General features: G+C 46.3%; 17 protein-coding genes. 11 read left to right on the forward strand and 6 right to left on the reverse strand.

Annotated elements, in window-relative coordinates:
- The first annotated feature begins 2 nt into the window (after window positions 1-2).
- Window positions 3-581, forward strand: a complete 579-nt coding sequence (gene rnhB, locus FTT89_RS01645; RefSeq protein WP_104500160.1) for a ribonuclease HII — start codon at window positions 3-5, stop codon at window positions 579-581.
- Window positions 582-647: 66 nt separating this feature from the next.
- On the opposite strand, the gene csrA is transcribed toward rnhB, so the two are convergent.
- From csrA to alaS, 3 genes are all read right to left on the reverse strand, one after another.
- Entirely contained in the window at window positions 648-902 is a 255-nt protein-coding gene (gene csrA, locus FTT89_RS01650; protein WP_016658388.1) for a carbon storage regulator CsrA, read from the reverse strand.
- A gap of 244 nt (window positions 903-1,146) precedes the next feature.
- Window positions 1,147-2,427, reverse strand: coding sequence for an aspartate kinase (locus FTT89_RS01655; RefSeq protein WP_160232502.1), 1,281 nt, complete (start codon window positions 2,425-2,427; stop codon window positions 1,147-1,149).
- Between the two features lie 60 nt (window positions 2,428-2,487).
- The gene (alaS, locus tag FTT89_RS01660) at window positions 2,488-5,181 is read right to left on the reverse strand and encodes an alanine--tRNA ligase (protein ID WP_171294514.1); all 2,694 of its coding nucleotides are present in this window, start codon (window positions 5,179-5,181) and stop codon (window positions 2,488-2,490) included.
- A 405-nt stretch (window positions 5,182-5,586) separates the two neighbouring features.
- Between alaS and FTT89_RS01665 the strand changes: the two genes are divergently transcribed.
- The 7 genes from FTT89_RS01665 (at window position 5,587) to FTT89_RS01695 (ending at window position 12,218) form a co-directional block, all read left to right on the forward strand.
- Entirely contained in the window at window positions 5,587-6,621 is a 1,035-nt protein-coding gene (locus tag FTT89_RS01665) for a type I glyceraldehyde-3-phosphate dehydrogenase (RefSeq protein WP_016658386.1), read from the forward strand.
- 163 nt (window positions 6,622-6,784) lie between these two features.
- A complete protein-coding gene (locus tag FTT89_RS01670) occupies window positions 6,785-7,099 on the forward strand; it encodes a hypothetical protein (RefSeq protein ID WP_005177014.1) in 315 nt (104 codons plus the stop codon).
- Between the two features lie 297 nt (window positions 7,100-7,396).
- On the forward strand, window positions 7,397-8,563 hold the full coding sequence (locus FTT89_RS01675; RefSeq protein WP_104498237.1) for an ATP phosphoribosyltransferase regulatory subunit: 1,167 nt from the start codon (window positions 7,397-7,399) through the stop codon (window positions 8,561-8,563).
- 71 nt (window positions 8,564-8,634) lie between these two features.
- Window positions 8,635-9,954, forward strand: coding sequence for an adenylosuccinate synthase (locus FTT89_RS01680; RefSeq protein ID WP_005177019.1), 1,320 nt, complete (start codon window positions 8,635-8,637; stop codon window positions 9,952-9,954).
- Window positions 9,955-10,090: 136 nt separating this feature from the next.
- The gene (locus FTT89_RS01685; RefSeq protein WP_104469896.1) at window positions 10,091-10,876 is read left to right on the forward strand and encodes a M48 family metallopeptidase; all 786 of its coding nucleotides are present in this window, start codon (window positions 10,091-10,093) and stop codon (window positions 10,874-10,876) included.
- 88 nt (window positions 10,877-10,964) lie between these two features.
- On the forward strand, window positions 10,965-11,273 hold the full coding sequence (locus tag FTT89_RS01690) for a hypothetical protein (RefSeq protein WP_005177024.1): 309 nt from the start codon (window positions 10,965-10,967) through the stop codon (window positions 11,271-11,273).
- A gap of 162 nt (window positions 11,274-11,435) precedes the next feature.
- Entirely contained in the window at window positions 11,436-12,218 is a 783-nt protein-coding gene (locus FTT89_RS01695) for a M48 family metallopeptidase (RefSeq protein WP_005177027.1), read from the forward strand.
- An 88-nt stretch (window positions 12,219-12,306) separates the two neighbouring features.
- Here the strand turns inward: FTT89_RS01695 and FTT89_RS01700 are convergent, their stop codons facing one another.
- Both FTT89_RS01700 and crp read right to left on the reverse strand, forming a co-directional pair.
- Window positions 12,307-13,356, reverse strand: coding sequence for an NADP(H)-dependent aldo-keto reductase (locus FTT89_RS01700; RefSeq protein WP_152342317.1), 1,050 nt, complete (start codon window positions 13,354-13,356; stop codon window positions 12,307-12,309).
- A 170-nt stretch (window positions 13,357-13,526) separates the two neighbouring features.
- A complete protein-coding gene (gene crp, locus FTT89_RS01705; protein ID WP_005177031.1) occupies window positions 13,527-14,231 on the reverse strand; it encodes a cAMP-activated global transcriptional regulator CRP in 705 nt (234 codons plus the stop codon).
- Between the two features lie 147 nt (window positions 14,232-14,378).
- Between crp and FTT89_RS01710 the strand changes: the two genes are divergently transcribed.
- Together FTT89_RS01710 and clpB are read left to right on the forward strand one after the other, a co-directional pair.
- Complete coding sequence (locus FTT89_RS01710) at window positions 14,379-14,801, forward strand: OsmC family protein (RefSeq protein WP_005177032.1); 423 nt, start codon at window positions 14,379-14,381, stop codon at window positions 14,799-14,801.
- A gap of 324 nt (window positions 14,802-15,125) precedes the next feature.
- Window positions 15,126-17,705, forward strand: a complete 2,580-nt coding sequence (gene clpB, locus FTT89_RS01715; protein WP_005177034.1) for an ATP-dependent chaperone ClpB — start codon at window positions 15,126-15,128, stop codon at window positions 17,703-17,705.
- 251 nt (window positions 17,706-17,956) lie between these two features.
- Here the strand turns inward: clpB and rlmKL are convergent, their stop codons facing one another.
- Entirely contained in the window at window positions 17,957-20,161 is a 2,205-nt protein-coding gene (gene rlmKL, locus FTT89_RS01720) for a bifunctional 23S rRNA (guanine(2069)-N(7))-methyltransferase RlmK/23S rRNA (guanine(2445)-N(2))-methyltransferase RlmL (protein ID WP_180061333.1), read from the reverse strand.
- Window positions 20,162-20,398: 237 nt separating this feature from the next.
- Here rlmKL and FTT89_RS01725 point away from each other — a divergent pair, with 237 nt between their 5' ends.
- Window positions 20,399-20,719: a hypothetical protein gene (locus tag FTT89_RS01725; protein WP_160241446.1), complete on the forward strand. Its 321-nt coding sequence runs from the start codon at window positions 20,399-20,401 to the stop codon at window positions 20,717-20,719.
- Window positions 20,720-20,765: the final 46 nt, after the last annotated feature.

Raw genomic sequence — 20,765 nt, forward strand, 5'->3', positions numbered from 1 at the left:
CGATGAAAATTGCTGGTGTAGATGAAGCAGGGCGCGGGCCTCTGGTGGGAACCGTGGTGGCTGCGGCAGTCATTCTGGATCCAAACAATCCGATTGCGGGCTTGAATGATTCCAAGAAACTGAGTGAAAAGAAACGTGAAAAGTTATTCATTGAGATTCAGGAAAAAGCCTTGGCTTGGGCCATTGCTGAAGCCAGTCCGGCTGAAATTGACGAGCTGAATATTTTACAGGCCTCATTGCTGGCTATGCGCCGTGCGGTTGAAGCCTTGCAGGTCCAGCCCGATCAGGTCCTGGTCGATGGCAATAAAATTCCGCAAGGACTAAACATGCCGTGTGAAGCGGTGGTGGGTGGAGATGCCTTGCACGCCGAAATTTCCGCAGCCAGTATTCTGGCCAAAGTCACCCGTGACCGGCAGATGCTGGAACTGGACCAGAAGTTTCCACAGTTTGGTTTTGCCAAACATAAGGGCTATCCGACCAAAGCGCATTTTGAAGCAATAGCTTTGCATGGCGTGACTACAGAGCATCGCCGTAGTTTTGGACCTGTACGTAAAGCGCTGGCTTTGCTGGAGCAACAATAATTTTGAAGCGCTGAAAAAAACTTAAAGCGGCCGTAGAGCCGCTTTATAACAAGATAACTTTAAGTCTTAACGGTTAAAGTTATTTTGTGGGTAATTATCATCTTCATAAGAAGGCTGATAATCCTGATCGAGATGTTGCAAATGCTCATGCATGGCACGTTCATGTTGAATACGTTGATAAATTTCTTCACGATGAACAGACACTTCTTTTGGCGCATTCACACCAATACGCACCTGGTTGCCTTTGACACCAAGTACAGTAACACTGACTTGATCCCCAATCATTAATGTTTCTCCGACACGTCGGGTCAGAATCAGCATGTTTATCTCCTTGCAAAATGCTAAACCTGCATTGATTTGAAAGTTTTGAAAAGCACAAAATATTTCAAGCGAAATTTTATCAGAACTCCCCCTGACAAAACCTTGTCGGATACAATTCTGTTAAGATTTCTAATTCTCATTATTTCAATATAACAGAGCCACTATAAAAAATACTATAGTGGCTCTGATTTTTTGTAGTTTTTCGCAATATTGTCTGACAATTCCAATAATTGCTGACTACAGATTAAGCACGCGGGCTTGATTCACCTGACTCGCGGTCTAAACCGAACGCCGTGTGCAGTGAACGAACTGCAAGCTCTAAATAGTTTTCTTCAATAATCACTGAAATTTTGATTTCAGAGGTCGAGATCATCAGAATGTTGATGCCTTCATCTGCAAGTGCGGTGAACATTTTGCTCGCTACGCCAGCATGTGAACGCATACCCACGCCAACAATTGACACTTTTACGATGTCATCACGGGTTGCAACTTCACGTGCACCAATTTCCTGTGCAGTCGCTTCAAGAATCGCTTTGGCTTTGGCCAGTTCACCACGGTTTACGGTAAAGGTGAAATCAGTGGTGCCATCTTCTTCAACGTTCTGGATAATCATATCCACTTCAATGTTGGCAGCGCCAATTGGGGCCAAGATTTTAGAGGCAATACCTGGCTCATCTGGCACACCGAGAATAGTCAGTTTAGCTTCGTCACGGTTAAACGCGATACCTGAGATAATTGGCTGTTCCATGTTGTCTTCCAATTCAGTAGTAATAAGAGTTCCGACGTTGTTTTTAAACTCTTCGTCAAATGCACCATCGTTGTCGTTATCGAAGCTAGATAGTACGCGTAAAGGCACCTGATATTTACCAGCAAATTCTACAGAACGGATTTGCAGGACTTTTGAGCCTAAAGATGCCATTTCCAGCATTTCTTCAAAGGAAATACGATCCACTTTTTTTGCTTTTGGCGCAACACGCGGGTCAGTGGTGTATACACCATCAACATCGGTGTAGATCTGGCATTCATCTGCTTTTAATGCTGCGGCTAACGCAACACCGGTTGTATCTGAACCACCGCGGCCTAAAGTTGTGGTATTGCCTTGCTCGTCTACACCCTGGAAGCCTGCAACCACAATCACACGGCCGGCATCTAAATGACCGGTCATGACATCGGTGTCAATCGCTTCAATACGGGCTTTGGTGAACGCGCTGTCAGTTTTAATTCCGACTTGGCGACCGGTTAGAGATTTAGCTTCTACGCCAATAGAATTGAGCGCCATAGCTAACATGGAAATCGTTACCTGCTCACCCGTAGAAACCATCTGGTCAAGTTCACGTGGGTCAGGGGTGTCGGTAATGGCTTTCGCGAGAGCGAGCAGGCGATTAGTTTCGCCACTCATTGCTGATACAACAACGACCACCTTGTGGCCATGGTCATGCCAGCGCTTTACGCGACGAGCAACATTTAAAATGCGCTCGGGCGTACCCATAGAAGTACCGCCATATTTTTGAACGATTAATGCCATAGTTGTTCCATATAAGCCATGACCCTGATTGCCGCCAGGGTCAGTTACACAAAAGTGAAGTTATTTTGCTTCCAGCCAGGCAGTTAACTCTGCCATCACGGTTGCAAACTTCTCGTTTAGTGGCGCGCCACCTTGTGCTAAGTCAGGTTTACCACCACCTTTACCACCAAGCTCAGTAGCCAAGTGTTTGATGATGTCACCTGCTTTAATAGACGTAGTGAAGTCTTTTGCAACGGATGCAATCAGGCTCACTTTGTCACCCTCTACACCGGCAAGTACAATCACTGCGTTGTCTAATTTTGATTTCACACCGTCATGCAGGTTGCGCAGTGCTTTGGCATCCATACCCTGAACAGTGGTAATAAGTGTTGCACGGCCAGCAATGGTCTGAACTTGGCTTAAAAGTTCACCCGCTTGCAGGCTGGCTAGTTTCTGATTTAGTTGTTCAATCTGTTTTTGCAGGCTAGATGCTGTTTCAACAATTGCTTCAACTTTCTCAATGGTTTGCTCTTTCTGTGCTTTTAACAGCGCATTAATGGTGTTGATGTCACGATCAGCTTTTTGCGCAGCTTCAATCGCTTTGGTACCTGTCACTGCTTCAATACGACGCACGCCTGCAGCCACACCCCCTTCAGAGGTAATTTTGAACAGACCGATGTCACCGGTGCGTTTCACGTGAATACCGCCACACAGTTCAATCGAGAAGTTTTTCTCTTCAATTACTGAACCCATAGACAGTACGCGAACTTCATCACCGTATTTCTCACCGAACAGCATCATCGCGCCTTTGGCTTTGGCCGATTCGATATCGAGTAACTCAGTTGTTACTGGTGTGTTGGCAATCACTTCAGCATTCACCAGACGTTCAATTTCTTGCAGCTGTTCAAATGAAACCGGCTGGTCGTTGGCAAAGTCAAAACGTAATACGTCTGATGCAACCAGTGAACCTTTTTGCTGTACGTGTGAGCCCAGAATTTGACGCAGCGCAGCGTGCAGCAGGTGAGTCGCCGAGTGGTTGCGTGCAGTTGCAGCACGAATGTCCGCTTTGACAATTGCTTCCACGTTTTGTGCTGCTTTCAGGCTACCCATGGTTACAATACCCTGGTGTACAAAAGCGCCGCCCGATTTTTTGGTGTCTTGCACTTCAAAAATACCGGTGTCGTTTTTGAAAATACCGGTATCACCGATCTGACCACCGCTTTCTGCATAGAATGGCGTCTGGTTCAGGACGATCAGTGCTTCATCACCTTCAGCGACTTCGTCAACTTGTTCGCCATCTTTATAGATGGCAATGATTTGACCTTGACCTGCAGTGGCATCGTAACCATCAAACTGGGTTTCACCATCCACTTTGACTACGCTGTTATAGTCGATGGCAAATTTACCGGCATCACGTGCACGTTGACGCTGTGCTGCCATTTCAACTTCAAAGCCAGCTTCATCAATGGTTAGGTCGCGTTCACGGGCAATATCTGCGGTTAGGTCGGTCGGGAAACCGTAAGTGTCATACAGTTTAAATACCACTTCGCCTGGAATCACAGAACCTTTTAAGTTCGCCAGTTCGCCTTCAAGCAATTTCAAACCTTGCTCAAGTGTTTTGGCGAATTGTTCTTCTTCTTTCAGTAATTGCGCTTCAATACGTGCTTTTTGAGCTTCCAGTTCAGGATACGCCGCACCCATTACTTCAATCAGCGGTTGCAGCATTTTGTGGAAGAATGAACCGGTTGCACCGAGTTTGTTACCATGACGCACGGCACGGCGGATAATACGGCGCAGTACATAACCACGTCCTTCGTTAGACGGATTGACGCCATCTGCAATCAGGAAGCAGCAAGAACGGGCATGGTCAGCCACCACTTTAAGTGAAGCTGGATATTGTACCGGTGTGCCTTTTTCTTTGGCTTCCGCTTCAAGTGCAGAGGTATCTAGACCAATAATTTCAGCTGCTGCTTTTAAAAGATGCTGGAACAGGTCAATTTCGTAGTTGGAGTTGACGTGCTGTAATACGGCAGAAATACGTTCCAAGCCCATACCGGTATCGACCGAAGGAGCAGGAAGCGGGTGCAATACGCCATCAGCAGTACGGTTGAACTGCATAAAGACGTTGTTCCAGATTTCAATGAAACGGTCGCCATCTTCTTCAGGTGTGCCAGGTAGGCCACCCCAGATATGATCGCCATGGTCAAAGAAAATTTCAGAACATGGACCGCATGGACCGGTATCACCCATAGCCCAGAAGTTATCAGATGCGTATTTCTCGCCTTTGTTGTCGCCAATACGGATAATACGTTCTGGTGCTAAACCGATTTCCTTGTTCCAGATGTCGAATGCTTCGTCATCGGTGTGGTAAACCGTGGCATACAGTTTGTCTTTTGGCAGGGCTAACCATTCATCACCGGTCAGGAATTCCCAGGCAAACTTGATCGCATCACGCTTGAAGTAATCACCAAAAGAGAAGTTACCCAACATTTCAAAGAAGGTGTGGTGACGCGCGGTATAACCGACGTTATCTAAGTCGTTGTGTTTACCACCGGCACGTACACATTTTTGTGAAGATACGGCACGGACATAATCGCGCTTTTCCAGACCTAAGAAACAATCTTTAAACTGGTTCATACCAGCATTGGTGAACAGCAACGTTGGGTCGTTGGCGGGAACCAGAGAACTCGACGCGACACGTGTATGCCCTTGCGATTCAAAGTAACGCAAAAATGCTTCACGAATTTCAGCTGATGTCATAAAACGAGTACTCACAACCAAGTCACTCCATAATTCTCGATTTGGCTAAAAGCATAACAGTCTGACAAGATTTTCTCTGCTGTTATACGGGCTTAAAATTTAAAAACGCCAAATTATAACGGAAAAAGCCACACTCACCAATGATTTTAAAGTGTTTTGATGACAAATCTGCGGCGAAAACCCAAACCTTAAAGTCATCTAAACTGCTGTGAAATCACAAGCTGTTGTCATTGCTGCGGTTTAGCCAGTTACCGTGCATCCTGCTAATTTTTATCAAGCAGAAAATAGTGCTGCTAACTGCTTAAATATTGGACAGGTTTAAATTAATTGCTGAGTTTGGCAGGAATTATTCGCCGTGTCTGGCGGAAATCCTTTAACATAAGCACAGACAAGATTGATGTGCAGTTTGAAGGAATACGGATGCAACGAGTGGCGATTAATGGCTTTGGGCGAATTGGGCGAAATGTACTGCGTGCCTGGTTTGAAAATCCTAAAGAATTTCATTTTGATATTGTCGCGATTAATGACGTTGCCGATGTTGCCACGCTACTACATCTGTTTAAATACGATTCAACCCATGGCCGTTTTCCGGGGCAGGTAGAAATCCAGCTGGAACAGGAACAGATTTATCTGTGCATACACTCGGGGCAGGCCAAGCTGAAAGTTCAGGTGCTGAGCCAGCCACAGCCGGCACAGTTGCCATGGCAGCAGTTAAATATTGATGTGGTGCTGGAATGTACCGGCCTGTTCCGTTCGCGTGAAGCCGCAACCCAGCATATTCATGCCGGTGCCAAACGGGTGATTATTGGCGCAGCACCGTTTGACACGGTTGATGCCGCCATTGTTTACGGGGTCAATCATCATGAGGTCAAAGCCTCAGACCAGATTATTTCCAGTGTTTCCTGTACCACTCAGGCCTTGGTGCCGTTGGTTAAAATTGTGGATGATGCTTTTGGTATTGAAACCGCGCTGATGACTGAAATTCATGCTGTCACGGCTGATCAGTCGGTGCTGGATCATGCACACCGTGATTTACGCCGTGCACGTGCATCCGGTCAGAATATTATTCCAACCACCTCAAGTGCTTTAGGCGCCTTAAAACAGGTGATGCCCAAAATGGAAAACCGTATTGATGGCTATTCAATTCGGGTGCCCACCATTAATGTCGCTGCCATTGATGTCAGCTTTATTTCCCAGTCACCCATTACCGTACATAAGCTGAATGAAGTGCTGGTGAAAGCCGCGCAGCAGGATTATGCCGAAATTATGCAGGTCACCGATGAGCCGCTGGTATCGAGTGACTTTAACCATTCGCCGTATTCTTTAATTGTCGATCTTACCCAGACCATGGTGGTCGGGCATCAGGCCAAAGTCTTTGCCTGGTATGACAATGAATGGGGCTATGCCAACCGTTTACTGGATTTATGTGAATCTTTTGCCCATCAGGCGCATTAATTTCTATCTGTCCAAATCTTTGTCTAAGCTTGGACTGCAGGGCGGTGGTCTAACCGGGTTAAACACGCTCACAGCCGGGCATTGACAGGTCGGAGGCGATTTTTCGCCTTTTTGCTATATTTTTCGTTAAGATAAAACAAAACAAATAAGTCGAGCACTACACATGATGTTTATTCTACTTTGGGGATTTATTTTACTGTTGGCCGTGGCGGTGATTTTTCTGATCTGGCTGCAGTTTAAAAACCAGCATGATCATTTGAATCGCCAAAGCGATAATCATCAGCTCGAAAACAAAGTCATCAGTCTGGAAGAAAATCTGAAAAAGACTTTAGAGATCATGCAGGATCTGGCCAAGAAAATGCACGTGCAGCAGGAAGCGCTGGATAAATCAGCGCAGCGTATTCATCAGCTGGAAACCCAGAATGTTGAGCTGGTCAATTTAATTACTCAAGTGCTGGATCCGAATAAAGTCAAATAAGTCTTTTTTAAGCAGATGGACGTAGGGCAGAGGGAAGATGATTTTCATCTGCCCTGAAAAAAAGATGATGAGTTTGGGATGTGTCCAGCTCCTTTATCTTCTTCCGCAAAAACAGCTTTTACTCTCGAAATGACAGCTCCAGCCGGGCAGGATTGCAATGGAATTGATCAGACAGAGAAAATTATCAAATTTGCGATGCACAGCCCATTTGATCGTGCTAAACTAGGAGAAATCGGGTGTGCTCCCGATTTTTTTATGCGGATTTGTTCCGCGCAGACAAGAATTTAGGTTTACAACATGCCCATTTCAGAGACATGGTTATTACCTGATGGTGTAGCTGATGTATTACCAGAACAAGCGCAAGTCATCGAAACATTGCGCCGTAATTCACTGGATTTCCTCGCATCTCGAGGTTATCAGTTGGTGTACACGCCATTTATTGAATATATCGAATCTCTCTCTTCTCTTTCAGAATCGAATCAAGATTTAGACCTGGCCACGTTCAAGGTGATTGACCAGCTGTCTGGCCGTCTGCTTGGCGTGCGTGCCGATATGACACCACAGGTGGCGCGTATTGATGCGCATGTGCATCCGGTAGATGGTGTGGCGCGTTATTGCTACGCTGGTACGGTTTTGCATACCAAGCCACAGGGCTTTAATACCACCCGTGCGCCTTTGCAGCTGGGTGCCGAACTGTTCGGTTCCGACAGCATTGATGCTGATGTGGAAATGGTTGACCTGATGATCAGCCTGATTCAGGAAGCCGGTCTGGCCGATGGTATCCATCTGGATTTAGGTCATGTGGGTCTGTTCCGCAGTCTGGTACAAAAAGCTGGTCTGAACAAAGCCACTGAGCGTCAGTTGTCTGATTTATATCAGCGTAAAGCCTTGCCAGAACTGGCGGACTTTACCCAGGATTTAGCCTTTGGTTCAGATTTCTATGCGCTGGGCCGTTTTGCCAGTGATCTGGATGCACTGGAAGCCCATTTAAGCACCGATGTGCTGGCCAATGTGGAATTCAAACATGCCTTTGATGCGGTAAAAACCACCCAGGCAGAAATTCAGGCACGCTGGCCAAATCTGCATATCGGGATTGATGTGGTAGAGCTGCGTTCGTATCACTATCACACCGGTTTAATGTATGCCGTTTATGCACCAAACCGTGCTGCACCACTGGCTCAAGGCGGCCGTTATGATGGTATTGGCCAGCATTTTGGTCGTGCCCGTCCGGCAACCGGTTTCTCTTGCGACTTATATGCGCTCAGCGCCGGTCGTTTCGAAGCCAAATCGGTGGTGGTTGCACCAAAGGGCAATCAGGCAGATTTATTGGCTGCAATTCAGGCCACCCGTACCCAAGGCTTAAGTGTAATTCAGTTATTGGGTCAGGATGATTTAAGCTCTGTACCGTATGCAACTCACCAGCTGGTGAATCGTAACGGTGAGTGGACGGTCGAAAAAATTTAATCGCCAGCGCATGTGTTCATGTCACATGCGCCTGGTTTTCAATTTTAACAGCATGATGTAATGAGGCTATTATGGGCAAGAATGTTGTGGTACTTGGTACCCAATGGGGCGACGAAGGTAAAGGTAAAATCGTCGACCTGCTCACAGATCAAGCGGCTGCGGTAGTACGTTATCAAGGCGGACACAACGCAGGTCATACTCTCGTGGTTGGTGGTAAGAAAACTGTATTACACCTCATTCCATCTGGTATTTTACGTGAAAACGTACTGTGCTTAATTGGTAACGGTGTGGTGCTTTCACCTGAAGCGCTGATCAAGGAAATGACCATTCTTGAACAGGAAGGCGTGCCAGTTAAAGAACGTTTACGTATTTCTCCAAACTGTCCATTAATTCTTCCGAACCACATTGCGCTGGATCAGGCACGTGAGAAAAAACGTGGCAATGCCAAAATTGGTACTACCGGTCGTGGTATTGGCCCTGCCTACGAAGATAAAGTGGCGCGCCGTGCAGTACGTGTGGCTGACCTGGTACGTGGCGGTGACGCATTACGTGCGCAGCTGGCTGAATTGCTGGATTACCACAACTTCCAGTTAACTCAATACTACGGTGTTGAAGAAGTTAAACTGGACGACGTGATTGCACTGTGTGACCAATGGCGTGAAGTGATTGCACCATTAGTGGTGGATGTAACCACTGAAATTCATAATTACCGTAAAAACGGTGACAACATTATGTTTGAAGGTGCGCAAGGTTCATTGCTGGACGTTGACCACGGTACTTATCCGTACGTGACTTCTTCAAACACCACTGCGGGCGGCGTAAGCTCAGGTTCTGGTTTAGGTCCATTGCATCTTGACTATGTGCTGGGTATTACCAAAGCCTACACCACACGTGTGGGTGCTGGTCCGTTCCCAACTGAGCTGGTCTACGACGCGGCAAATGATGTGGGTGATGCAATTGGTAAACACCTGGGTACAGTGGGTCACGAGTTTGGTGCATCTACTGGCCGTCAACGTCGTTGTGGCTGGTTCGATGCAGAAATCCTGCGCCGTTCAGTCGATGTAAACTCACTGTCTGGAATCTGCCTGACCAAGTTAGACGTATTGGATGGTTTAGAAGAAATTAAAATCTGTGTTGGCTATGAAAACACCGATTCAGGTTGTGTCGGTTCTTCTGACGCGCTGGCTTATGAAAACTTGAAGCCAATTTACGAAACCATGCCAGGCTGGTCTGAGTCAACTGTGGGTGCGACCAGTGTTGAACAATTGCCTGAAAATGCAATCAACTACATCAAGCGTCTTGAGCAGTTAATTGAATGTCCAATCGATATCATTTCAACCGGTCCAGACCGTGCAGAAACCATTATTCTGCGTCATCCGTTTGAAGCTTAATCGTTTAAGCTGAAATGAGAAAACCCTGTGCTTGCACAGGGTTTTTTATTTTTGGCTCAGAAAAATAGCGCACCATCTTGAGAATTCCCTGATTTTGTTTATAGTGCTAGGCACTTTCGAACAATTAGAGAATGTTATGAAATATAAGAACTTAGCCATTGGAATTGTATTGGCAACGCATTTGACGGGCTGCGCCACTGTGGCAGAACTGGCCGGGGCAGATTCAGCGACTTTAAACTTAAACGCCAGCCAGAGCTATCAGCAAATGTTGCAGGAAGCCGAGCAGAAAAAGGTGCTAGATACCCGTTCTGCCACCTATAAGAAGGTTAATCGCGTGTTTTTAAAGATGAAGCCCTATGCCGACCAGATGAACCAGACCGGGCAGACTTTTGAGTGGCAAGTGGCGGTGATTAAGTCACCTGAAATTAATGCCTATGTGGCTCCGGGTGGCAAAGTAGTGTTCTATACAGGCATTGTTGAAAACCTGAAACTGACTGACAATGAAGTCGCGGCGATCATGGGCCATGAAATGGTACATGCACTGGAAGAACATGCCAAAAGTAAAATTGGTGCCCAGACCCTGACCAATCTGGCGGTTAGTATTGGCTCGCAATATGTGGGCCAGTCGGTGGGTGGTTATGGTGGTTTACTGCTGGATTTGGGTAGCCAGTTTGGGGTAGGGTTGCCTTATTCGCGTAATCTGGAAAGCCGCGCCGACAAAGGCGGTTTACTGTTAATGGCCAAAGCCGGTTATGATCCGAATGCAGCAATTACGCTCTGGCAGAAAATGAATGCCAACGATGCCCGTGGAAATAGCGCTATTGCCAAGTTTATGTCGACCCATCCCAGCAATAATGACCGTATTGCCGCGTTACAGCAGATGATGCCGGAAGCAATGCAGTATTACCGCGCTGCGAAGTAATTCAAGACTAAAGTTGCACAGATCAGCACTGTCTATTCAGATGGTGCTTGCTAGAATAAAACACAGAAAAAACATTGGGTCAGGCAGGATGCATAAAAATATTTCAAGCACCATTTTCTATTCGTTATTATTTGCCATGGGCGGTGCACCGACCATTGCGATGTTGCTGATTCTGTTACAAAAGCATGATCCGAATATTATGTATCAGGCCTTTATTGGTCTGAGTGTGATTTTTGCCTGTATTTTGGTGCCGCTGGTACTGATCCAAAACGCCTATTTATTCTATAAACGTAAAAATCCGGCACTGGAAGAGAAAATGGAAGTGGTTTCGCAGATGTATCTGGGCCTGAATATTTTCTGTCTGGTATTCTGGATTTTCTATCAGTTTGCCTATTAAGGCCGTATTCCGCTCGTTGCTGCTGATGTAGCTACAGTTTACACAGCACTGCCATTGTTTACATAAATGATATGATTATGAAGCCATTTCAGATTTAAAGCATTGAAATGATTTCATATAATTCATGAGTATGTGTATAGCCGAATGGCGGAGATTATTATAATGAACAAAAAATTGGTATTGAGTTTTTGTGCCGCAAGTGCAATCACTTTTTCAGGCTGTACCACCGTGGCCGATATGGCCGGTGCAGATACCGCAACCCTAAATGCAACCGCGGCGCAAAGTTATAGCCAGATGGTGCAAGATGCGCGTAACAAGGGGCAGCTGGACACCAGTTCGAGTACCTATAAACGTATTAACACGGTGTTCCAGCGTTTAACACCGGTTGCCAACCAGATGAACCAGACTGGTCAGCCATTTAGCTGGCAGCTGGCAGTATTAAAATCTGACCAGATTAATGCCTTTGTCGCGCCGGGCGGTAAAGTGGTGTTCTATACCGGTATCGTCAATAAACTGAATCTGACCGATGCCGAAATTGCTGCGATTATGGGCCATGAAATGGTGCATGCTCTAGAAGAACATGCCAAGAGTAAAATTGGCGCGCAGGCACTGACCAACCTGGCTTTAAATATCGGTTTAAGCGCTGCAGGCAGTAACGTTGGCCAGTTAGGCGCTGCAGCGGCACAATTGGGTGCACAGGTGGGTGTGGGCTTGCCATATTCACGTAATCTGGAAAGTCGTGCCGATGAAGGCGGTTTAATGCTGATGGCGCGTGGTGGCTATAACCCGCAAGCGGCAATTACCTTATGGGAAAAAATGAACCGCTTGGAAGGTGGTGGCGGGGCATCGTTCCTGTCAACTCACCCATCGAACAGCCAGCGTATTGCAGCGATGCGTGAGAACTTGCCGGCTGCTCAGGCCATTTATAACCAGAACCGTCGTTAAGCTTCTGGGTTTAAAATGGATTTAAAAATGCCTCATATGATGAGGCATTTTTTTATGCATGATGTTGCTGGAATTTGATTGAAAGCCATCAAGGCGCCGGGTTGGGCTGCTGACGGTGAATCGCTTCAATGCCTTGTAAAATGTCATCGGACAGATTGACTTCAAAGGCATCAATATTTTCTTTTAGTTGCTCTAGTGAAGTCGCGCCAATAATGGTACTGGTGACAAAGAACTGCTGCTTAATAAAAGCCAAAGCCAGTTGGGTTAAACTGAGGCCATGTTGCTCGGCCAGTTGCGCATATTGCTCTGTGGCCCATTCACTTTCTGGATTGCTGTAGCGGCTAAAGCGTGAATACAGGGTGACACGCGCATTGGCCGGACGGGCGCCATGCCGGAATTTCCCGGTTAAGTAACCAAAGGCCAGAGGAGAATAAGCCAGTAAGCCGACGCCTTCATATTTGGCAATTTCCGACATGCCAATTTCATAGGTGCGATTCAGCAGGTTATAGGGGTTTTGTACGCTGACAAATTTGCTTAAACCGAGTTTTTCCGCCAGATGCAAAAACTTCATGGTGCCCCATGGGGTTTCATTGGAGAGCCCAATATAGCGAATCCGTCCGTTTTGGATTTCCTGCTGCAAGGCGGTCAGGGTTTCTTCAAGATCGGTGACATACTGCTGTGCATGGGCTTCGGCATTGCCATAACCCAGCTTGCCAAAGAAGTTGGTCGGACGCTGTGGCCAGTGCAGCTGGTATAAGTCAATATAATCGGTTTGCAGGCGTTTCAGGTTGCCATCCAGGGCAGTGCGAATATCAGTAGCGTTGTAACGGGTTTGTCCATCACGAATATGGCTGCCGCCTTGAGCCGGTCCGGCAATTTTTGAGGCCAAAAAAAGCTTGTCCCGTCCACCGCGCGCCTTGAGCCAGTTGCCAATCATGACTTCGGTGGCACCTTGAGTTTCTGGTTTAGGGGGCACCGGATACATTTCGGCGGTATCCCAGAAATACAGGCCACGTTCCAGTGCATAATCCAGCTGGGCAAAGGCTTCATCCTGGGTGTTTTGTTCACCAAAGGTCATGGTGCCCAGACAGATTTCAGGCAATAAAATACCGGTATCAGCAAGGGGATTGAACTGCATAAGATGTCCTTATTCAAAATATCATCAAGCGAATAGGGACTAGGCTAAACCATCGCAGGCAGACTGTTAAATCAATATTTTAGGTTAGTTTGTAAATATTTTTCACATAGCGAACAGGCATAAAAAAGGCAAATCCGAAGATTTGCCTTAAGCATATAGCAGTTTAAGACTTATTCATCATCAAACTGTTCATCTGCTGCATCATTTTGCTCTAAAGAGGCATCAAAAATCAGAATGGCTTTACCATCAGTTTCGATCATGCCTTGTTCTTCCAGGGTTTTCAGAACACGGCCGACCATTTCACGTGAACAGCCAACAATGCGGCCAATTTCCTGACGGGTAATGCGGATTTGACGGCCATTTGGCAAAATCATGGCTTCAGGCTGCGCAGACAGGTCAATCAGACAACGCGCAATACGGCCTGAAACATCAATGAAGGCCAGATCGGTCACTTTACGCGTGGTATTTTTTAAACGGCGCACCAGTTGGGCAAATACCGCATAGCTTAAATCTGGATATTGCTTGCTGAGCTCGTGGAAGTTTTCATAAGTCACTTCGGCAATTTCACAAACGTCACGTGTGCGTACTTCTGCAGTACGTTGTGGATTTGCTTCGAATAGACCCATTTCCCCAAAGAAGTCACCCGGATTCAAATACGCCACAACAATTTCGCGATCATCATCTTCACGCAGAATGATGGAAACAGATCCTTTCAGAATCAAATAAAGTGATTTTGATTCAGACCCCGCATCAACAATTGTGGTCCGTTTCGGATAACGGTTGATATATGCACGTTTTAATAATGCCTTGACTGAATCTGGTAATTGACCAGGAGACAGGGCATCGGTGCTTAATTGTGAAAAGTTTGAAGTCATGCTAACGGTTCCGAAAATGGATAAATAATAGATCGCACAAGACCTAGTATGAACTTGTCACACAGTAGAGATGAAATTCCTTATCAACTCAAATTATGTTAGTGTACAGGCACCTTGTAAATTTATAGTTTTTTTGAAGGACTTGCAATGCAAACGAGTGTTCATTGGCTAGAGAATGTTGCTTTTGAAGCAAAATCGGAAAGTGGCCATAGCGTGGTGATGGATGGTTCTGCCGAGTATGGTGGAGAAAACCGTGGACCACGTCCCATGGAGCTCATTTTAATGGGACTTGGTGGTTGTGCATCGTTTGATATTGTGACCATTTTAAAGAAATCACGTCAGGATGTGACTGGTGTGGTTTGTCAGCTGAAAGCAGAACGTGCCGATTCGATTCCGGCGGTGTTCACCAAAATTCATCTGCATTTTGTGGTGACAGGCAAGGCAGTCAAGGAAAAGCAGGTCGCCAAGGCAGTTGAATTATCCGCAGAAAAATACTGTTCAGCCAGCAAAATGCTGTCAGATGGTGGTGTTGAAATTAGCCACGATTTCGAGATTATCGAAGCAGAATAATCATGACTGTAAAGTCATGTAAAAAGTCGGTTAATTACCGGCTTTTTTATTTTTCCATGGTTTTAGACCTCGCAAAAAATTGGCCGCAATGGGCAGAGCTCTCAAAATATGTGTTTCCTGTTACATAGGTCGCAACGTCATTGCTGTATAAAAATAATCCTGATGCTGACTTGAAATTGGCCGGTCACAGACCAATATTATAATTGAGTTATATCTGTTGCATTAAAATAACACTTTGAAAAATATATGAAAAATCATTTGAAATTGCCAAAAGTACTCCCATATATGTTTCAAGTGAAAAAATTGTTGTGAGGAATAACAAGAATGCGTTTTGAAAAATTTACAAATCGCTTACAGCAAGCTCTCTCCGATGCGCAATCGCTGGCGATGGGCAAAGACCATACCGCCATTGACGGCATTCATGTCTTGGCCACTCTGTTAGAAGAAGCATCCAATGTCAGCTTGTTACAGCAGGCCGGTGCCCAGTTGCGTGATTTGCAGAGCAAGTTGCAGCAGGCACTGAATGATGCGCCAACGCTAGCCAATCCGACTGGCGACATTAATTTAAGTCCGGAAGCGGTTAAAGCCTTAAACTTGGCCGATAGCTATGCCCAGAAAGCGGGCGATGAATTCCTGTCTACCGACTGGGTATTACTGGGCCTGAGCGAAGTTGGGGCCACTAAAAGCTTATTGAACAGTATCGGTGTCAGCGCAGACAGTCTGCGTCAGGTGATTTTAAAAATTCGAGGTGATGAAAAAGTGATGAGTAATAATCATGAAGATCAACGTGATTCACTCAATAAATACACTGTAGATTTAACCGAACGTGCGCTGGCTGGCAAGCTCGATCCGGTGATTGGTCGTGATGATGAAATCCGCCGTACCGTACAGGTCTTGTCACGTCGGACCAAAAATAACCCGGTACTGATTGGTGAGCCTGGGGTCGGTAAAACCGCAATTGTAGAAGGTCTGGCACAGCGTATTGTGAATGGTGAAGTGCCAGAAAGCTTAAAAGGCAAACGCGTGTTATCGCTGGACCTGGGTTCATTGCTGGCCGGTGCCAAATATCGCGGCGAGTTTGAGGAGCGTTTAAAAGCGGTCCTGAAAGATCTGGCCAAGCATGAAGGCGAAATCATCCTGTTTATTGATGAGTTACATACCCTGGTTGGCGCAGGTAAAGGTGATGGCGCGATGGATGCCGGCAACATGCTGAAACCGGCGCTGGCACGCGGTGAATTACGCTGCGTGGGGGCAACCACGCTCGATGAATATCGTCAGTACATTGAAAAAGATGCCGCCCTTGAGCGCCGTTTCCAGAAAGTGCTGGTCGATGAGCCAAGTGTCGAAGACACCATTGCCATTTTACGTGGTCTGAAAGAGCGTTATGAAGTCCACCACGGGGTGAAAATTCTCGACTCGGCGATTATTGCTGCAGCGAAAATGTCACATCGTTATATCACTGACCGTCAGTTGCCCGATAAAGCCATTGACCTGATTGATGAAGCAGCATCGCGCATCAAGATGGAGCTGGACTCTAAACCGGAAGCGCTGGATAAGCTGGAACGCCGTCTGATTCAGTTAAAGCTGCAACTTGAAGCTGTGAAAAAAGATGAAGATGCCGGCAGCCGTGCAGAAGTCAGTCATCTGGAAAAACAGATCGAAGACGTCCAAAAAGACTATAACGATCTGGAAGAAGTGTGGAAGTCTGAAAAAACTCTGGTCGAAGGCACTAAGCAGATTCAGGCGCAGCTGGATCAGGCGCGTATTGCCTTGCAAAAAGCACAGCGTGAAAATGATCTGGGCGAGATGTCGCGTCTGCAATATGGCGTGATTCCGGAACTGGAAAAACAGCTGGCCCAAGATGAGCTGGTGGAAGAGAAAGAAGAACCGAAGTTATTGCGCAATAAAGTCACCGATAACGAAATTGCGGAAGTGGTCAGCGCAGCCACCGGTATTCCGGTTGCGAAAATGCTGCAAGGCGAGCGTGAAAAACTGCTGCAAATGGAAAGCTTCCTGCATCAGCGTGTGGTAGGGCAGGATGAAGCGGTGATTGCGGTATCCAATGCGGTGCGCCGTTCACGTGCCGGGTTGTCGGATCCGAACCGTCCAAGTGGTTCTTTCCTATTCCTGGGTCCAACCGGTGTCGGTAAGACCGAGTTAACCAAAGCCTTGGCCAACTTCCTGTTTGACAGCGATGACGCCATGATCCGGATTGATATGTCCGAATTTATGGAAAAACATTCAGTCAGTCGTCTGGTCGGTGCGCCTCCGGGCTATGTCGGCTATGAAGAAGGCGGGGTATTAACCGAAGCCGTACGCCGTAAACCGTATAGCGTGGTGCTGTTTGATGAGGTAGAAAAAGCCCATCCGGATGTATTTAACATCTTGCTCCAGGTACTGGATGATGGTCGCCTGACCGACTCGCAGGGCCGTGTGGTGGACTTTAAAAACACCGTGATTGTAATGACTTCGAACCTGGGTTCAAGCGATGTGCGTGAACTGGGCGATAATCCAAGCCGTGACGATGTACGCAATGTGGTGATGGCAGCTGTGTCTGAGCATTTCCGTCCGGAGTTTATCAACCGTATTGATGAGCTGGTGGTATTCCATGCCCTGGAAAAAGCCCAGATTCGTGGTATCGCCGATATCCAGCTGGACCGTTTACGTGCCCGTCTGGCCGACCGCGATATCAAGTTAACGGTAGATGATTCTGCCTTTGACCAGCTGATTGAAGCCGGTTTTGACCCAGTTTACGGTGCGCGTCCATTAAAACGTGCCATCCAGCAACAGGTAGAAAATAATCTGGCGCAGAAAATTCTGGCCGGTGACTTCCAGCCGGGAGATACCATTGTGATTACGGCAGATGCAGGCCAACTGGATTTCCAGAAGCTGAAACTGAACTAATCCGCACACGGTTCATCTAAACTGTTTAATCAAAGACCTGGCTTCGGCCGGGTTTTTTTATGGAGGTATCTGCAGCAAAAAGCCGGGCAGATGTAGCGATTCACTCTGCAAAGTAAGTCCACGCTGGATGATGAGTGACAGCGTAAAGTTTCCGATGTAAAAAAAGCCTGCTATGGGGTAGCAGGCTTTTTATTGCTAATCGAATGAACTGTGAATAGAAAAGGATTAAATCATCCTTTACCATTCACATTTTAGATTTGTGGATGCTGGATTTTCCAGGCGCGGTGAATCTTCTGGTTACGCTTGAAATCTGGACCAATGGTTTCATGGCTGATTTCCTGAATATCAAACAGCGCTGGCAAGGTTTCATCCATTTCAAAACCGCGATAGTTGTTCGAGAAGTACAGGGTGCCTTCTGTGGTTAAACGGTTCATGGCGCGTTTAATTAGCGAAACATGGTCACGTTGTACATCAAAAGTGCCGTAGAATTTCTTCGAGTTAGAGAAGGTGGGCGGATCAATAAAGATCAGGTCATATTGCTCATGACCTTCTTTTAGCCACTCAAAACAGTCGCTGGCAAAGAACTGGTGTTGTTCATCGGCATGGTTGACGGTTAAGCCGTTTAAGACAAAGTTTTCTTTGGACCAGTTCAAATAGGTGTTGGACAAGTCCACACTGGTGGTGCTGGCTGCGCCGCCTAAAGCAGCATGCAAACTCGCCGTTGATGTATAGCTGTACAGATTGAGGAAATGCTTGCCTTTAGCTTCTTTGGCAATACGTAAACGAATCTGGCGATGGTCCAGGAATAGGCCGGTATCCAGATAGTCGGTGAGGTTAACCAGAATCTTGGCCTGACCCTCCTGCACAATAAAGCGTTTCGATGCGGTACTTTGTTTGGTGTACTGGTTTTTACCTTCCTGACGGGCACGGGTTTTAATAAACACGGCATCACGGCCTAAACCGGTCACGGCACGAATCGCTTGCAGCGCCAGGTTAAAGCGTTTTTTTGCTTTTTCAGGATCAATTTTCTTCGGTGGTGCATATTCCTGCACATGCAGACGATCACCATATAAATCGACCGCGACATTAAAGTCCGGTAAATCGGCATCATACAGACGCAGGCAGTAAACGTTTTCTTTAACCGCCCATTTTTTTAAGGCCTGCATGTTCTTTTGCAGACGGTTGGTAAAGTCTTCGGCACCTTCAATTGGTTCAAACTGCTGTGGCTGCCAGTCAGCCAGGAACGGTTTTACTACTGCCGATGGTTTGACCGTACCAAAGCGAATGTAAATTGGCAGCTTACCATTCATTAAACGCAAGGTTTGCGGCTCATTAAATGCCAGCACATCGGCCTGTTCCACCTGGGCTGCAATGACAGCAGCAGACTGGTTCGGGAAATGTTTTTGTAGCAGGGCAGACAGACCTAAATACAAGGCACGGTTCGAGGCTTTATCACCCAGACGTTCACCATACGGCGGGTTGGTCACCACAAACGCAGTTTTGCCTTCGGCCTGAAAATCTGGCCAGTCTGACAAGGTGCGTTCTTCAATCTGGATATGATCGAGCAGACGTTCAAAACCGGCAGCAATAATATTCTGTTTGGTGGCTTTGACTGCTTCCCAGTCGGCATCAAAAGCATAGAATTTTGGCAGTGGCTGTTCCAGCGCCTGTTGATGACGCTCAGCCGCTTCTGCCTTTAATGACATCCACAGTTCATGGTCATGGCCATTCCAGCCATTAAAGCCGAAACGGCGTACCAGACCCGGTGCACGGTCGGTTAAAATCAGCAGGGATTCAATAATAAAGGTACCTGAACCACACATCGGGTCCAGAATAATGTCCGGATTCTTTTCTTTGAGTTTGGCTTTTTGCAAAATTGCCGCGGCCAGGTTTTCTTTAATTGGGGCGTCGGTCATAAAACGACGGTAGCCACGTTTATGCAGTGAATCACCCGATAAATCTAAGCAATAGGTATGTTCTTTTTTACCTGCCAAAATATACATGGTGATTTCAGGTGATTTGGTGTCGATACTTGGGCGTTTACCGACAGCTTCCATAAATGAATCAACCACACCATCTTTGGCACGTAGCGTAGCAAACTGCGTATTGACCTTAATTTCACGTTCAACGTGTAAACGAATGGCGAAGGTACTTTGTGGTGCAAAAATCAGTGACCAATCAAAGCTGATTGCACCTTCATAAAGCTCTTCAGCAACATCACGGGCATCATGTGAAAATTCAATTTCATGGGTGTGGATTGGCATCAGGACACGCGACGCCAGACGAGACCACATGCAGATGCGGTAAGCATTTTCCAGCGTACCTTTGAAGGTTAGACGACCCGGGAAACGTTCAATATTCTGAACACCTAAACCTTTGATTTCTTCTTCTAATAAGGTTTCCAGACCATCGGCACAGGTGACCCAATAATTGCTTAAACGTGAAGAGGTATTCATAAAATAGAGAGACCGGAAAAGAATAAATAAAAACTGCGCCAAGTTTACCGTATTTTGGCTATTAAAGCTGTGGAATTTTTTATAAATCTGGCACATCTCTGTTAGAGCTAATAATTATAAAAAGCTCTTAATCTTGGCATAAAAAGCAAATTGAAAATTCATGAGATATGTATAATTACACACCATCAACAAGAGGAACTTGTTGATTAAATCTTTTATTTTACAGAGGGATATAGGGTGAATATTACATCCGGTCGTGATGATGTTTTTTCCATTGCAACATTGTTGTATGCACGGTTAAGAAAAGTGAATAGTCGAGTAATTGACGTGATGTATCTGATGCAGGATCGCTCCTATGCACATCATGTGATTACGCTGGCGCTAGAAACCCGGGATGCTGAACTGGCAACGCATGTCGAGCGTTTGCGTCAGTTGCTGGATCTTCCAGATGACGAACAGCTGGAAAGAAGAAATTATGAGAATATTCAGGATGATGTATCAAGAAAAGGTGGTTCGGCCAAATATGATGAAGGCCATGTAAGTTTTAGCCTATTCTGATTTATAACTGAATTGTAGTTTTTATAAAAAGCCTGTCTTAATTACA

It is taken from the genome of Acinetobacter sp. YH01025 (assembly GCF_013420185.1).
GTDB classification, from domain to species: domain Bacteria; phylum Pseudomonadota; class Gammaproteobacteria; order Pseudomonadales; family Moraxellaceae; genus Acinetobacter; species Acinetobacter indicus.